Source organism: Streptomyces ipomoeae 91-03, from assembly GCF_000317595.1.
Taxonomy (GTDB): domain Bacteria; phylum Actinomycetota; class Actinomycetes; order Streptomycetales; family Streptomycetaceae; genus Streptomyces; species Streptomyces ipomoeae.
Genome location: NZ_AEJC01000620.1, coordinates 20,242 through 35,276 on the forward strand (window position 1 = coordinate 20,242; position 15,035 = coordinate 35,276).

A 15,035-nucleotide genomic window follows, 5' to 3' on the forward strand; every position below is an offset into this window, starting at 1 on the left:
GAGTGTTGGTGGGGAATTTCGGAGTGGAGCCGGTCCAGGGCATGCGTGATCACGTCGGTCCAGGCCAGTGCCCTGCGAAGCGGAGGATGCGACGGCGGCCGGTGGTGACGAGCTGGGCGGCGGTGGAGAACAGCCGAAACCGCAGGCGGCGGGACTCCCAGAGCCGGGCTTGGCCGGTCAGGGCGAGCAGGGGCATCCAGGCGAGCAGGTCGAGGGCGATCTGCACGATCTCCAGCCAGATCTGGTTCTGCGCGGTGTCATGGAGAGGGAGATTGCGCAGGCCGGCGGCGCGGATGCGGTCCTCGGCCCGGGCCCGCTGCCGGTGTCGCAGTTCGAGGGCGGCGATCGCCTCGCCGGTGGTGTTGGTGGCGAAGCGGGTCAGCCGCGTCGGCGTCAGTGAAACGCAACTGGGCGCCGGGGTGTGGCCGTTCCTTGCGCACGATCAGCCACAGCCCTTTCGGGCAGCCGGTCAAGCAGTCGCCGGAGAGTTCGACGCCCCAGGCGCCGTCGCGGATCTCGCCGTCGGGTTCCAGTCCAGGCCGGGACCTTCAGGACGGCCTGGTGGATGGCGTCGGTGATGGTCACCCCGACCGAGTACGACAGCCACCTGCCCTTCGCGAGCCAGGCGATGAACTCGTGGGTGCCGCCGCCGGAGTCGGTGAGTCTCTCCCCCCGGGCGATCGGAAAGATCGTCTACGTTGGCATGCCTCTACAGCGGTGCACCAACCCTCTCGGGATCTTTTCCTGTCTGCCCGCGGCGAACCGCCCGGGGGCGGGGCGCACGTCCGACAGCTAACCAGAGACACTCCGCCGCAGGTGAGAACGTCCCACATGCGTGAGCGATGCGTGAGCGGACGTTGTGGGACTGGCCGTCACAGACTGGCGCACCCCCCTGTACCGTGTGGCGCTGATCAGGCAGAACAGCACCACGCGGCAAGGCTCAGCACCGCCCATCAGGGATTCGATCCCACTCCTAAGACCGTGTCCTACGTGGTGAGGCGGACGAGGCGCTTGTAGCAGCACAAGGCCGCGGCGAGACCGAGAAAGGCCAGGTAGTTGCGGGGATTACGTTCGTAGCGGGGGCTGAGTCTGCGGTAGCCGGACAGCCACGACATCGTTCTTTCGATCACCCACCTGCGGCGGCCCAGCCGTTCGCTGGACTCGATGCCTTTGCGGGCGATCCGGACTCCGATGCGCTTGCCGTGTAACCATTTCCGCAGGTCCGGTCGATCGTAGGCTTTGTCCGTGTGGAGGCGCTGAGGCTTGAAGTACCGGCCGCGATGGGGGTCGTGTCTCGTTTGGTGACCCGCCACCATCGGCTTCAGACCTTCGCTGTCGTGGGTGTTGCCGGCCGAGACGCCGACGACCAGGGGCAGTCCGTTCGCGTCCGACAGGATGTGCATCTTGGAACCCGGCTTGCCCCGGTCCACGGGGCTCGGACCTGTGTGTTCGCCCCCTTTTTAGCCCTGACGTGGGCGGTGTCGAGGACTACACGGGTCACATCGACCAGGCCGGCGTCGTCGAGCCGGTGCAGCACAGCCTCGTGCAATCGGCCCCAGACGCCGGCTCTGGACCAGATCAGGAAGCGGCGGTGAGCGGTCGACTTCGATATGCCGAAGCAGGGCGGCAGAGCCCGCCAGGCACAACCGCTGACCAGCACGTAGATGATCGCCGCGAACAGCGTCTCATCAGGCGTGTCCTGTGTACCGCCGCCCTGTGGCCGCACCTTCGACGGCGGGATCAGCGGCTTCGCGATCTCCCACAGCCCATCCGGAACAATCCAACTCCACGTATCCCGCCCCATGCCCTGCCCAACGTCCGCCTCACCACGTAGGACACGGTCTAAAGCGGGTGTCGCAGGTTCGAATCCTGCCGGGGGCACAACGCATTACGCCGCTGACCTGGGGTTTCTTCTCAGGGAGCGTTCTATTCGGCCTCGGACTCGTTGTCCGGGGCCGTTTGCGTGAGCGGAAGGACATCCCCGTCGAGGGTGTCGGCACGGTGCCGAGGTCGCGGTGGACCTGGTCGGAGGCTCGGCCGACCCTGGTTCGGCCGGCAGACCATACGCTCCCGGCCCAACATGTATCCCGGCGCGCTCAGGAGGACCACGCTGCGAGGAGTTCCGCCGGGCCGTACGCAGCGTCGAGCCCCGTGCAGTCAGTCCCGCTGCGCGAGACAGCGATCACCGGCACGGGAGCAGGCGTGAGCGCGGCGCGGTGTCGGTGCAGCGCCGCGAGATCGTGCCGGTCGAACGGGGAGTTCTCCAGCCACTTCACCGAGCCGACGAACAACAGTTCCTTGGCGATCGGTGCGCGGTCCGCTCCCACGACATCGATCTCCACATCGTTGGTACGGGTCCAGTAACCACCGATGGCGGGAGCGGCGGGGAGGTTCGCGTCGGGCAGCAGCCGTGCCAGCGCCTCGCGCACCAGAGGTTCAACGGCCCTGCCACGCCAGCTGGTCCAGTTTTCGCGGATGCGCCGCAGCGTCAGGTCACCCCGGCCCCGCTCGATCTCCTCTATCGCCGGACCCAGGAGCTTCAGCCAGAAGCGGAGGTAGGGATCCGCGACCCGGTAGCGACGATCCTTCGAAGGCCGCGTGGACACGGGAAGCTCCGCCGCGATCACCCGCTTGTCCGCGAGGATCCCCAGCGACCGCTGGAGCGGGGTCGCCCCGATCCCGCCAGCGGCGCGGGCAATATTGGAGAACGTCCGCTCACCGCTGCCGATCGCCGAGAGGACGGTGCGGGCCTGGACCTGCTGGGGGAACTCCGCGGCGAGCGATCGCTCCGCCGACACCAGCAAGGCCGAGACCGGATCGCTGAGTGCCGCCTGCAGGAACTCCCACATCCCGGCGCCGTGCGGCCACTCCGCACAGATCAGAGGCAGTCCACCGGTGATCAAGGCCGCATCGAAGGCCGAGGCGGGATCGAGGCCGAGCATCTCGCCCACCTCCGCCGGGTTGAGCGGACCCAGCACCATCTCCCGTCCGCGCTGGTGGAACGGGCGTCCATAGCTGTTCAGCACCTCCATCATCGACAGGTCGGAGCCGATCAGAATGAGCAGAACCGGCTTCTTCTCCAGCACTCGGTCCCAGGCCCGCTGAAGCATGCCCTCGAAGGAGCCCTCCGCATCCATCAAATAGGGCACCTCGTCCATGACCACCACGCTCGCCCGGTCGTGCGGCAGTGCCGCCGCCAGCACATCGAAGGCGGCATCCCAACTCGCCGGGCGGGCCGCGGACAGCAGATTCGCCAGCGGAAGGCTGGATGACTGCGCATCCTGACCGAGCCGCTCCAGGTCCGCCCCCGGCGACGCCCCTGTGGCGGCATAGAAGAGGAACGGCGCACCGGACCTCTCGGCGAACCGCTCCACCAACCGCGACTTACCCACCCGGCGGCGCCCACGCAGCATCACGCACCGCCCAGGCCGCTCCCCACCGACCCCGGCCGTCACCTTGCCCAGCTCGCGATCCAGCGTCTCTAGCTCGTGCCGCCTGCCCACGAAATCTGCCATGCCGCCACCTCCCCAGCACCACCTAACGGAACAGATACTAACATCACAGTTAGTAACATTAACGTTAGTTGCAGGATGAATTCGGGAAGATGCCGCTCCCCGGGTGCACCCACGGGAGAAGATCAGCCTTCCATTCCATGCCCCAGCACGGTCCGCCATTGGACGCCCGCGGTCGCCGGATGCGTGAGCGGCGCGTGAGCGGACTGCGCAACAAGAACCGTCCTGAGCCGGATGGGCCGGCCGTGCCGCGCGGCGCCGATCAGGCAGAACAGCACCACGCGGCACAACCAAACACCACCCGTCAGAGATTCGATCCCACTCCTAAAGCGGGTGTCGCAGGTTCGAATCCTGCCGGGGGCACAGAAGAAGGGCACCTACGGACTCTGGTAGGTGCCCTTGGGGATTTATGGCCGACGGCCCGCCTGCCAGCGGCTCAGGCGGCGTGCGGGGTGAAGGTGACATGCGAGTCGCCTTCGTCGATGGTCAGGTTCAGCGTGCCCTCCAGGGCCTTGGCCAAGCGCCGCAGCAGCGGGAGAGTCGGCACGGTGTCGCCGCCCTCCATTCGGGAGACCTGGGGCTGAGTCATCCCGGCTCGCTCTGCCAGTTCCGCCTGGGACAGGCCGAGCTCGATCCGGCGGTTGTAGACCGCCTGTCCGAGATCGCCGGCCAGCCGCGCGTCGACGTACTCCTGGTCGTACTCCACCGCCTCACCCGCAAGCTGCCGAGCCCGGCGCGTCCTCCACGTGCTGTGATTCATCAACTCTCCTTGCGCCGCTCGTACGTGTGCTGGGCATGGCCATGCTCGGCCTCGCAGACCTTCTGGGCCTGGTGCGCACGCTCGACTTCCACCACTTCACGCATCCTCGTCTTACGGAAGACCGTCAGCAGCACGATCCGTTGTCCTGGCGCGAGCCAGTACGGGATGCGTACGGCTTCGCCATCCAACTCGAAGCGGAGCTCACGTAGCTTGCCACCCAGGTGCCGCGAGTACGGCTCGCCGAGGGTCGTCGGCTCGTCCAGCAGTCGGTCGGTCTTGTCCTCGACCCGCCGGTAGAGGCGGAATGGAAGCAGCTCCAGCCAATCCCGTACCTCGGGTTCGATCTCGATCTCCCACCGCTCCGTCATGCAATCAACGGTATATACCTCCAAATGCATAACGCAAGCCGCCACGGACCTCGGAGCTGCACTGCCCCAGACCGCGCTGCCACCCCAACCCGCCCGAAAAGGTCGCTACCTCCGGCCGACCCAGAACGGATTCGGCACACATAGAGGACGGGAAGCCTCGCAAAGACGTGAGAACCGCCGAGGAGAGTTTTCCCAGGCCAAACAGCTATCAGCAGAGTTTTCGCAGGTCACAGCCCCGCCCAGCGAAAACTCCTGAAGCGGGTGTCGCAGGTTCGAATCCTGCCGGGGGCGCCATGCCTGACCAGGCAAAACGAGGTGGGAACACCCCCTCGGAGTGATCTCCGAGGGGGTGTTTTCCTGTGTGCGGGGACAGAACGGGGACACGCTGCTACGCAGCCGTCTCCGCGGGTCCGTGGGGGTCTGCGGGTCGGACCAGCGGGCGGACGGGGTCCTGAGCAGCGGTGCCGCCAGGAGCCTCGGGCTCAGGCCAGGTGCTGGGCCTCGCCTCGGGCGCCGCAGCCGCATCCGAGACCACGGGGACTGTACGGTCGGTGCCCGGGCCAGGCCCGCGGCAGCGGACCTGGCTGCCGGTGCGGTGGCAGACAGGTCCTGAGAGATGTTCCGGCAGGGGCGTGATCCGGTCAGGCGGTCACCCAGTAGGTGCGCGTGTTGGTGAACTCGCGGATGCCGGCGGCGGCCAGTTCGCGGCCGTAGCCGCTGCGCTTGGTGCCGCCGAAGGGCAGGCGCGCGTCGGAGGCGACGATCGCGTTGACGAAGGCCGCTCCGCTGGTGATACGTCGGGCGAGGGCGACGCCGCGGCCGGGGTCGGCCGTCCAGATGCTCAGGCCGAGCCCGTACGGCGTGGCGTTCGCGAGCCGTACGGCGTCCTCGTCGTCCCGGGCGACGGCGATGGCGGCGAGCGGGCCGAAGGTCTCCTCGTCGAAGGCGGGCATGCCCGGGCCGGTGTCGCCCAGGACGGTGGGCTGGTAGAAGAAGCCGTCGCCGGGCACGGGCTTGCCGCCGGTCAGGAGGAGGGCGCCGGCGGCGACGGATTCCTCGACCTGCCGGTGGATCGCCGCTCGCAGGTCGTCGCGGGCGAGCGGGCCGACCTGAGTCCGTCGTTCGCGCGGGTCACCGACGCGCAGGGCTTCGACACCGGCCACGAAGGCGGCGGTGAAGTCATCCGCCACGGAGGCGGCGACGATGAATCGCTTCGCGCATACGCAGCTCTGCCCGGAGTTGGTGAAGCGCGCCTTCACCGCGGTCGCCGCGGCTGCTTCGACATCGGCGTCGTCGAGGACCACGAAGGCGTCCGAACCGCCCAGTTCCAGAACGGACTTCTTCGCCGCCCGCCCGGCCGCCGAACCCACCGCCGCGCCCGCCCGGTTGCTTCCGGTGAGGGTGACGGCGGCGACGCGCTCGTCCTCGATGAGCCGGGCCGTCGCGTCGGGCACGTCGGTGTCGGCGATCACGAGCGCGGTCACCAGGTGCTCCGGGAAACCGGCTTCGACGAAGAGGTCCTGGAGCGCGAGCGCGCTGCCGGTGACGTTGGAGGCGTGCTTGAGCAGGACGCCGTTGCCCGCCACCAGGGAGGGGATGGCGAAGCGCATGACCTGCCAGACGGGGAAGTTCCACGGCATCACGGCCAGGACGAGTCCGGCGGGCTCGTAGGCCACCCACGCTTGCGCTCCGTCGACCTCGACGCGCTCGTCGGCGAGGATTGCGGGGCCCTGCCCGGCGTAGTACTCGGCCGTGACCGCGGACTTCTCGACCTCGCCCTCGGCCTCCCCCACCGGCTTGCCCATCTCGGCGACGGCCAGGGCGGCGAGTTGGTCCTTGTGCTCGCGCAGGGTGCGGGCGAGGCGGTCGGCGCGCGCGGCCCGCTCGCCGACCGGTACCTGGGCCCAGGCGAGGCTCGCGGTGTGGGCCCGTGCCACGGCGGTCTCGATGCGGTCCGCGTCCCAGCCTTCGTACGCGGCTGTCGGCTCGCCCGTGGCGGGGTTGCGGATCTGGATGATGCCGGTCATGCGGCGGGGGCCCCTCCCTTGTCGTGCGCGGAGAGGTGTTCGAAGGTCTCGCCGGTGGCGGTGATGGTGCGGGTGACGTCCCGGCCGCCGTAGACCCAGTAGATCCGCATGACGCCCTCGCCCCGGTTGAAGAACCGGTGTGGTGTCCCGGCCGGCACCCAGGTGGCCTGACCGGGCTCCAGGTCGAAGAACTCGCCGTCGATCTCCGCGGTCGCCGCCCCTTCGAGGATCAGCACGGACTCCTCGACGTTGTGGCTGTGCAGGGGCAGGCCGGTGCCGGGCTGGAAGACGGTCTGGCCGGTCGTGATGACGGCCTGCTCCGAGTTCCACTTGCCGACGTAGGGGATGGTGGCCACACCGCCGCCGCGGTCGAAGCGTTCGACCTCGTCGGGGTGGATGAGCAGGTTCGGCTCAGCGGGCTTGGTGCACATGGAGTCGGCTCCGTTCAGGAGTGGTGGAACAGGCGGCGGGAGAGCGTGTTGACCTGGCTGCCGGGCACGACATACTTCGCCGCGGCCTCGCGCCAGACCTTGAAGTGGGGTGCGGCGCGGTGGGCCTCTACGGCGGCCTCGTCGTCGTAGATCTCGTGGAAGACGAAGTGGTGGTCGTCCGCCAGGTCGCAGACGACGTCGAAGTAGCGGCAGCCGGGCTCGTCGGTGAAGGAACGCTCGGCGTTCTCCTCGATGGCCTTGAGGAAGTCCTCACGGCAGCCGGGCACGACCTGGAGGGACACGATCAGGGCGATCATGCGGGCAGCTCCTGGGGAGTGACGGAACGGGGCAGGCGTACGGCGGTGGTGTCGGCGATGCGGGCGAGGGCGGCCCAGGTGTCGTCGACGAGCGTGATGCCCTCGGTGCGCAGCCGCTCGGCGGTGCGGATCTCCGGCTCACCGGGGACGAAGATCTCGTCGGTGCCGGGCGCGGTCGGGGTGGACTTGGTCTCCTCGATCAAGGCCTCCATCCGCTGCTCGAACTCGGCTGGGTCGGCCATCGACCGGATGTCGACGCACATCAGCAGATGACCGACGCCGCTGCGGCCGGTGGACCGGTAGGGGCCGACGACCGCCGAGCCGAAGGCGCTGCCGGTCAGCACGCCCGCGAGGACGTCGAACATGAAGGAGATGGCGTAGCCCTTGTGGCCGGCCATGGGCAGGATCAGGCCCTCGATCGCACGTCGCGGATCGGTCGTCGGCACGCCCTCGGCGTCGGCCGCCCAGCCCTCGGGAATCGGCTCACCACGCTCCTTGGCGTGGTAGATCTTGCCGCGCGCCACGGCCGTGTTCGCGATGTCCATCACGACCGTGCCGTAACGCCCGGCAGGGGCGGCGATCGACCACGGATTGGTGCCGACTCGCTTCTCCTTGCCGCCCCAAGGAGCCATGGCCGGGCTGGCGTTGGTGGCCAGCAGCGCCACGCAGCCCTGCTCGGCAGCCCTGCGCGTGAAGTACGCCGCGGTCCCGAAGTGACCGGAGTCGCGGACGGCGACCGCGCTGATCCCGTGCCGGCGGGCACGCTCCACGCCCAGGGTCACCGCGTGGTCGGTGAGCACCTGGCCGAGGCCGTCGCGGCCGTCGACCACGACCACGGCGCCGTTGTCGCTGACGACTCGCGGGTCCGCGACGGCCGTGGTGGCCCCGCTCGCGAGGCGGTCGAGGTACCAGGACAGGCGCAGCATGCCGTGGGACGCGTGTCCCCACAGTTCCGCGGTCACCAAGGTGTCCGCGAGCAGACGGGCGTCCGCGGACGGAACGCCGTGCGCCTCGGCGGTGGCGGCGGCGAAACCCAGCAGGTCGGCGGCGCCGACGGTATGCGGCATGAGGCGGCCTCTCCTCTCCAGAAGTCATGTATCCACTCCTGTATACATCACAACGGATGGAGAAACCACAGGCCGGGAGGCGCGGTGCCCCAGCGCCTCCGTCGGACGTGGAGGGGTGTCTCAGCCTGCGACGTCCAGCGACACGTCCGTACCGAGTGTCAGATCCTGGCTGGTCAGACTGTCGATGAGCGCCTGCAGAGTCTGCGCGAGGTGATGCCGGCAGGCCGCCTCCGCCGCCTGGGCGTCCCCGTGCGTGACCGCCTTCAGCATCGCGCGGTGCTCCTCCAGCGAGGTCAGCATGCGACGCGGGCCGCTGTGCGAGAGGTGACGCAGGCGTACGGTCTGACTGCGCAGGTCGCGGATCGTGCGGGCGAGGTAGGGATTGCGGCAGGCCGCGATGACCGCCTGGTCGAACGCCTCGGTGATGTCGTAGAACTCCTGGTACGAGCCCGCCTGCGCGGCGGAGTCCAGCGCGCGGAAGGACTCGTCGAACACCTCCAGCCGCTCCAGCAGTTCACGGAACGGCGCCAGCACCCGCTCGTCGGCCGAGCCCGCCGTGGTGACCGAGGCGACCGCCCGGGGCTCCAGCAGCATCCGGAACTCGAACAGGGCGCGCACACCGCCCAGGGAGATGGCGGCCACCCGGGCCACCTCCCCCGGCACGAAGTCGACCAGCCCTTCCCGGGCCAGCCGCCGGATCGCCTCCCGCACCGGCGTCCGTGAAGCCCCCAGCTCCTCGCCCAGCTGGACCTCACTCAGCTTGGCCCCCGGCCGCATCCGCAGCGACTCGATGTCACCCTTCAGCCGCTCGTAGACCGCCTCGCTCTTGCCAGTCGCCCGGGCCATGAGACTCCCTGTCCACCGTTACGCACACTCTTCGGTATACAGACTACGACTGGCGGCGCGTCCACCCACAAGTTCCACCGGGAGACCCAGGGCAGCGCCCCGCCCTCGCCGCGCGACCGGCAAGATCACGGCTCCAGTCGATGCCTTCATGCGTGAGCGATGCGTGAGCGGACCGTCCGGCACAAGGTGTCACGAGCGGGATTGAGTACGAAGCCGCTTGTCTCTTCCGAGGGACACCGCTTCGGGGGCGGTGTTCTCGGAGGTGACGCGGGTGCGGTGTGAGCCGGCTGTGGCCTCGGCGATGGCGAGGTCGGTGCGTCACGCCGTGGCGCAGTCGGACAGGGCGGGCTCCAGCAGGCTGAAAGCGAGACCGCTCGCATCATCGCTGCCGAAGCCACCCCACGTGGGTGGGCGGCGAAGGTGAGCGTCTGGGTGCGGTGGAGCAGGACGCGGAGGACGGTGCCAAGCCGGCGGCAGTCTGGATGGTGACGTCGTCGGGTTCGGCGTCGGTGGCCTCGGCGCGCGCCGGAGCGAGGTGGTGTTCGCGCTCCTCGTACAGGCCGTGCAGGCCGTGCAGGCCGTGCAGGCCGTGCAGGCCGTGCAGGCAGGTGGTCAGGGGGCTGTCAGCGATCATGAGGGCGATCTCCTGGCCGGAGAACCCGGCGGCTGCCGGCCTCCCCCCGACGAAGAAGTCTTCCGGGATCTCGATCCACGGCGAACACGCACCCAAAAGCGACAACCGGCAACCGGCAACCGGCAACCGGCAACCGGCAACTCGAACGCGCGATGTTCCTGTGCGCGTTCGCCGCCCTGCACGATCCCGCATCCCCGGCCCACTTCCACAAATCCAGGCCCACAAATGCCAGGCCCGGGGGAAGGCCCACACGCAGGCTCTTCCCCGCCCGGCCCCCGCGTCATCAGCGTGTTGTTCGCGATCGGCGTGCGGGCCGGTGCAGCGAATCGACGCCCATCAGCACGGTGTCATTCCCACGTGATCCGGGTCAGGCATGGCGGGTGGGCCCCTGGACGCCGGTGATCGGTGCGAACGCGGTCGCGGCGACCAGGAAGCGCGGGTCCAGCGCCGCCCACAGGTCCGCCAGCAGCGCGTCCGCGTCCTGGGCGGTGGTGCTCAGGTCGAGGTGGCGCCGGGCCGTCGACACGGTGTCTCCGTCCGATTGGTAGGTGCTGAGCATCACCGCCTGCCCCGGTGCCAGATCGCCCACCGCGACCACGGTCGTGTCCGCGCTCTCCCGCTCGTCTTCCGGACGGCGTGCCGCGCCGAACCAGGACCGGTGGCCGACACGGTCCACGACGGCGGTGATCCGCGGTGTCCAGATCGGCGGGTCCGGCTCGTAGCTGAGGTCTTCCAGCGCGCTCCCGGGCGCGAGGCCCTTTGCCAGCCGAGCGGCAACCTCCGTCACCTGTTCTCCGTTGCCGTAGACGGTCCATCGCTCGTCCGCGGTCGCGGCGACGTAGTGCCGTAGGTTGTCGTGGCCCGTGGCGCCGACCGGCACGACGGTCAGCTCACCGGACGCGGTGAGTTCCATCCGGCGGGCCCGGGATGCCTCACTCCGTCCGGTGAGCGCATATCCGGCGGTGAGTTCCCCGTTCAGGGTGCGTGCCAGCAGGATGAGCCGACCGGGATAGGGGTTGTCCCGAAGGGCTTCCAGGATCGAGGGCATGCGCTAGGGCCTTTCTGATTCATCTCAGTACGAGATCTTCCGAACGGAAAAGCGAGGTGAGTATCACACCAGAGCGCGCGAGCGCTTCGGCGGCGCCTTGGCAACGGTCGAGGAGGACGAAGACGCCGACCACCTCGTGCCCGGCGTCGCGCAGGGCCTCGACACAGCGCAGGCCGGCGGCTCCGGTGCCCGCCACGTCGTCGACCACCGCGACCCGCGAGGCGGCCGGGGCGGGGCTGGTCAGCAGTCCGGGCACACCGTACTCCTTGCGCACGCGGCGGATTCCGCGGGACTCCAGCACCCGGTCCTGCCGAACACTGGCCAGTGCCACCGCGGTGGCCAGCTGGGCTCCGGCCTGGCGACGGGCCGCCGGCCATGCGTGGTGAGGGCCAGGCACACTGGTGGCAGTGTGACTGTGGCGGTAGGCACCCCCGGGAGGGATCGAGATGCTGATCATCTTTGGCACCAAGGGTTATCTGTACCAGCTGGCGATACTGACTCTGGTGTGCGGACAGTGCGGGAATCCCGCCGCGCACACGCTCAGGAAGCGGGTCACGAAGTTCACGTTGTTCTTCGTGCCGCTGTTCCCGGTGTCGACGAAGTACCAGACGCAGTGCACCTTCTGCGGTGCGGAGCAGAGGATCGACGCGGAGCAGGCCGAGCGGCTGCAGGCGCAGGCCGCGGGCGGCCCCGGCGGTCAGCAGTACGGGCAGCCGCAACAGCAGCAGCCGTACCAGTCCTGAGCCCGCCGTCCCGCCCTGGCGGAGCTGATTCATCGCTGATTCATCCCCCTGGTGACGCCGGTTCCTGTGGACCGGAATCAGGGGGCTGTGGGCAAGCTGTGAGTCCGCTGATTCTCATTCTTCCCTCAGCACTCGCTCAGCGTCGCCCCAGAAGCGGCCTCGACAGTCGCTGCCATGAACGAAATGAACGCGGGAGGCGTCCGGCAGCGCTCGGTCGAGATCGTGGTGCCGGTGTACAACGAGGCGCACGTCCTCGCCGACAGCGTCGGCCGTCTCCACGCCTACCTCGAAGCCGCCTTCCCGTTCCCGTTCCGCGTCACGATCGCGGACAACGCGAGCACGGACGCGACCTGGGAGACGGCCCTCGCCCTGACCGACCGGCTGCCGCACGTGCACGCCGTCCACCTCGACGCCAAGGGCCGGGGCCGTGCGCTGAAGCACGTCTGGAGCCGGTCGACGGCGGACGTCGTCGCGTACATGGACGTCGATCTGTCCACCGGCCTCGAAGGCTTCCTGCCGCTCGTCGCGCCCCTGCTCTCCGGCCACAGCGACCTCGCCATCGGCAGCCGGCTGCACCGGCAGGCGGACATCGTCCGCGGCCCCAGGCGTGAGTTCGTCTCCCGCTCCTACAACCTGCTGCTGAAGCTGGGCCTCGCCGCACGCTTCTCGGACGCCCAGTGCGGCTTCAAGGCGGTGCGTACCGACGTCTTCCGGGCGCTCGCGCCGCACATCCAGGACACCGCCTGGTTCTTCGACACCGAACTCCTCGTGCTGGCCCAGCGCAACGGGCTCCGCATCCACGAGGTCCCGGTCGACTGGGTCGACGACCCCGACAGCCGCGTCGACATCGTCCGCACCGCCCTCGACGACCTCAAGGGCATGGGCCGCATGCTCCGCGCCACGGTCGACCGCCGCATCCTCGTCGCGGACGTACCGCGCCGCGTACGCCGCGGATGGGTGACCACGCCCACCGCCCGCACGGCGTCTCGTACGGCCGCGAGTACGGCTTCTCGTACGACCCCCGGTACGACCGCTCGCACGACCCTCGGTACGGCTCCTCGTACGCCCCCCGGCACGGCTCCTGCTACGGCCGCCCCAGTCACCGCGACAACCCCCGCTCGCCTCCCCCAGGGCCTCAAGGACATGGAGTACGCGTCATGACGACCCTCGCCCCGCCGCCCACGACCGGGCGGGACGACGGACCCCGGCACCGGGCCGAAGCCCCTCCCGCGAGCGGCGGTCTCGCCGCCCGGGCCCGGCGGCTGTTCACCGGTGCCCCCGAGGACCCGCGCTGGGCCCGTCCGGCCCTGTGGGCGATCCTCGTGCTGGCCACGGCCCTGTACGCCTGGAATCTGTCCTCCGTCACCGGCAACACCTTCTACAACGCCGCCGTCTACAGCGGTACGAAGAGCTGGAAGGCCTTCTTCTTCGGTGCCCTCGACGCCGGCAGCTTCATCACCGTCGACAAACCGCCGTTCGCCCTGTGGGTGATGGGCCTGTCGGCCCGCGTGTTCGGCTACGGCACCTGGCAGTTGACGCTGCCGATGGTCGCGGTGGGCGTGGGCTCGGTGGCACTGCTGTACCGGATGGTCAAGCGGGATTTCGGGGCCGTGGCCGGCACGATCGCCGCGCTCGCGCTCACCCTCACCCCCATCACCGTCGCCATCACCCGGGACACCAACCCCGACCCGATCCTCGTCTTCCTGATGCTGCTGGGCGCGGCGGCGCTCATGAAGGCCGTCCGCACGGGGCGCATGATGCCCCTCGTCTGGTCCGGCGTCGCGATCGGTTTCGCGTTCAACACGAAGATGATGCAGGCGTACGTCGTCCTGCCGGCCTTCTTCCTGGTCTACCTGTGGGCGGCCAACGCCTCGCTGGGCCGCCGGATCCGCAACCTGGCCGCCGGGACCGTGGCCCTCGTGGTCTCCAGCGCCTGGTGGATGGTGGTCGTGGATCTCATCCCCGCCTCCTCCCGCCCGTACATCGGCGGCTCCACCGACAACACCGTCTGGGACCTCGTCATCGGCTACAACGGCTTCGGCCGGATCTTCGGGGCGAGTTCGTCGGTCGGCTCGCAGGGCAACGGGGCGAGCTTCGACGGCGAGTCGAGCGTCTACCGGATGTTCAACGAGATCATGGGCGGCCAGATCTCCTGGCTGATCCCGTTCGCGGCCATCGCCCTCGTGGGTGGGCTGGCGCTGCGCGGACGCGCCCCGCGTACGGACGCCAAGCGGGCCGCGCTGATGCTGTGGGGCGGCTGGTTCGTCCTGCACTACCTCACCTTCTCCCTCGCCGAGGGCACCTTCCACCCGTACTACGTCACCGCCATGGCCCCGGGCATCGCGGCCCTCGCCGGTGCGGGCGGGGTGATGCTGTACGGCGCCTTCAAGGAGGGGTCGGTCGTCAAGTGGGGGTGGGTGCTTCCGCTGGCGGTCGCGGCCAGTGCGGTGTGGGCGGTCGTCCTGCTGCAGCGGGTGTCCGGCTCCGGGACGATCTACACCGTCGCCGAGGTGGTGGCCGGTGTCGCCGGTGCGGTCGCGGTGATCGGTCTGCTCGTCGGACGGTTCATGCGCCGCCGCAAGCTGGTCGGCCTCGCGTCCGTCGCGGCGATCGTCGCCCTGCTGGCCGGTCCCGCCGCGTACTCCCTCTCGGCGGCCACCACCGCCTCCACCAACGGCACCAACCCGACGGCCGGCCCCAACACCGGGGGCGGCATGGGCGGCGGTGGCGGCATGGGCGGCATGGGCGGCGGCCGGCGCACGGGCGGCGACGCGCCCAGCGGGGCGGCTCCGAGCGGCAGCGCGCCGAGCGGGACGGGCACCTCCGGGTCCGGCACGGACAGTTCCGGCGCGGCCGACGGCTCCGACAGCTCGACCAGCCGTCAGACAGGCGGGGGCGGCATGGGCGGCGGCACCCAGGTCTCGTCCGAGATGATCACGTACCTGAAGAAGAACCAGGACGGCGCCACCTGGCTGGTCGCGGTCGCCACCGACCAGACCGCGTCCTCGATCATCCTGGAGTCCGGCGAGCCCGTCATCTCCATGGGCGGCTGGTCCGGCAGCGACGAGGCCATGACCCTCGCCAAGCTCAAGGAACTGGTCAAGGCCGGGAAGCTCCACTACATCGTCGTCAGCGACAACGCCCAGGGCGGCGACAGCAGCGCCGCCTCCGAGATCGCCGAGTGGGTCAAGGAGAACGGCACGGCGGTCAGCGACTACAGCGGGCTGTACCGCCTGGACGCGTCGGACGTCGGCTGACGCGCAAGCGACAGCCGCCCTGTCG

The 15,035-nt window shown here is 69.6% G+C and carries 15 protein-coding genes and 2 pseudogenes; 4 read left to right on the plus strand and 13 right to left on the minus strand.

What is annotated here, in order from left to right:
- Window positions 1–26: 26 nt before the first annotated feature.
- The 11 genes and pseudogenes from STRIP9103_RS39925 to STRIP9103_RS39980 form a co-directional block, all read right to left on the minus strand.
- A pseudogene (locus STRIP9103_RS39925) lies at window positions 27–660 on the minus strand (transposase); the annotation flags it as partial.
- A gap of 326 nt (window positions 661–986) precedes the next feature.
- Window positions 987–1,804 (minus strand): IS5 family transposase gene (locus STRIP9103_RS48670; protein WP_086019383.1). Its coding sequence is split into 2 segments (ribosomal slippage): window positions 987–1,462 and window positions 1,462–1,804, totalling 819 coding nucleotides; the frame shifts between segments, so codons are not numbered across the junction.
- A 292-nt stretch (window positions 1,805–2,096) separates the two neighbouring features.
- On the minus strand, window positions 2,097–3,515 hold the full coding sequence (locus STRIP9103_RS39940) for an ATP-binding protein (RefSeq protein WP_009337853.1): 1,419 nt from the start codon (window positions 3,513–3,515) through the stop codon (window positions 2,097–2,099).
- 433 nt (window positions 3,516–3,948) lie between these two features.
- Window positions 3,949–4,272 carry a helix-turn-helix domain-containing protein gene (locus STRIP9103_RS39945; RefSeq protein ID WP_009337797.1) on the minus strand — a complete coding sequence of 108 codons (324 nt, stop codon included), beginning with the start codon at window positions 4,270–4,272 and terminating at the stop codon, window positions 3,949–3,951.
- Window positions 4,272–4,640: a type II toxin-antitoxin system RelE/ParE family toxin gene (locus tag STRIP9103_RS39950; protein WP_009337807.1), complete on the minus strand. Its 369-nt coding sequence runs from the start codon at window positions 4,638–4,640 to the stop codon at window positions 4,272–4,274. The genes STRIP9103_RS39945 and STRIP9103_RS39950 overlap by 1 nt, the downstream gene beginning before the upstream one ends.
- 641 nt (window positions 4,641–5,281) lie before the next feature.
- A complete protein-coding gene (locus tag STRIP9103_RS39955; protein ID WP_009337845.1) occupies window positions 5,282–6,667 on the minus strand; it encodes an aldehyde dehydrogenase family protein in 1,386 nt (461 codons plus the stop codon).
- On the minus strand, window positions 6,664–7,098 hold the full coding sequence (locus tag STRIP9103_RS39960) for a cupin domain-containing protein (RefSeq protein ID WP_009337842.1): 435 nt from the start codon (window positions 7,096–7,098) through the stop codon (window positions 6,664–6,666). The genes STRIP9103_RS39955 and STRIP9103_RS39960 overlap by 4 nt, the downstream gene beginning before the upstream one ends.
- A gap of 14 nt (window positions 7,099–7,112) precedes the next feature.
- The gene (locus STRIP9103_RS39965; protein ID WP_009337839.1) at window positions 7,113–7,415 is read right to left on the minus strand and encodes a putative quinol monooxygenase; all 303 of its coding nucleotides are present in this window, start codon (window positions 7,413–7,415) and stop codon (window positions 7,113–7,115) included.
- Window positions 7,412–8,482, minus strand: coding sequence for an Ldh family oxidoreductase (locus STRIP9103_RS39970; RefSeq protein ID WP_009337833.1), 1,071 nt, complete (start codon window positions 8,480–8,482; stop codon window positions 7,412–7,414). The genes STRIP9103_RS39965 and STRIP9103_RS39970 overlap by 4 nt, the downstream gene beginning before the upstream one ends.
- A 120-nt stretch (window positions 8,483–8,602) precedes the next feature.
- Window positions 8,603–9,328 carry a GntR family transcriptional regulator gene (locus STRIP9103_RS39975; protein ID WP_009337803.1) on the minus strand — a complete coding sequence of 242 codons (726 nt, stop codon included), beginning with the start codon at window positions 9,326–9,328 and terminating at the stop codon, window positions 8,603–8,605.
- 379 nt (window positions 9,329–9,707) lie between these two features.
- A complete protein-coding gene (locus STRIP9103_RS39980; RefSeq protein WP_158696951.1) occupies window positions 9,708–9,962 on the minus strand; it encodes a hypothetical protein in 255 nt (84 codons plus the stop codon).
- Between the two features lie 34 nt (window positions 9,963–9,996).
- Between STRIP9103_RS39980 and STRIP9103_RS52490 the strand changes: the two are divergent.
- A pseudogene (locus STRIP9103_RS52490) lies at window positions 9,997–10,364 on the plus strand (hypothetical protein); the annotation flags it as partial.
- Here the strand turns inward: STRIP9103_RS52490 and STRIP9103_RS39985 are convergent.
- Both STRIP9103_RS39985 and STRIP9103_RS39990 read right to left on the minus strand, forming a co-directional pair.
- Window positions 10,330–11,010, minus strand: coding sequence for an IMP cyclohydrolase (locus STRIP9103_RS39985; RefSeq protein WP_009337835.1), 681 nt, complete (start codon window positions 11,008–11,010; stop codon window positions 10,330–10,332). The pseudogene STRIP9103_RS52490 and the gene STRIP9103_RS39985 overlap by 35 nt on opposite strands.
- 19 nt (window positions 11,011–11,029) lie before the next feature.
- A complete protein-coding gene (locus tag STRIP9103_RS39990; RefSeq protein WP_158696952.1) occupies window positions 11,030–11,407 on the minus strand; it encodes a hypothetical protein in 378 nt (125 codons plus the stop codon).
- Between the two features lie 49 nt (window positions 11,408–11,456).
- Between STRIP9103_RS39990 and STRIP9103_RS39995 the strand changes: the two genes are divergently transcribed.
- From STRIP9103_RS39995 to STRIP9103_RS40005, 3 genes are all read left to right on the plus strand, one after another.
- The gene (locus STRIP9103_RS39995; protein ID WP_009337875.1) at window positions 11,457–11,753 is read left to right on the plus strand and encodes a zinc-ribbon domain-containing protein; all 297 of its coding nucleotides are present in this window, start codon (window positions 11,457–11,459) and stop codon (window positions 11,751–11,753) included.
- A 174-nt stretch (window positions 11,754–11,927) separates the two neighbouring features.
- Window positions 11,928–12,914, plus strand: coding sequence for a dolichyl-phosphate beta-glucosyltransferase (locus tag STRIP9103_RS40000; protein ID WP_078614212.1), 987 nt, complete (start codon window positions 11,928–11,930; stop codon window positions 12,912–12,914).
- Entirely contained in the window at window positions 12,911–15,010 is a 2,100-nt protein-coding gene (locus tag STRIP9103_RS40005) for an ArnT family glycosyltransferase (protein WP_009337809.1), read from the plus strand. The genes STRIP9103_RS40000 and STRIP9103_RS40005 overlap by 4 nt, the downstream gene beginning before the upstream one ends.
- Window positions 15,011–15,035 lie beyond the last annotated feature (25 nt).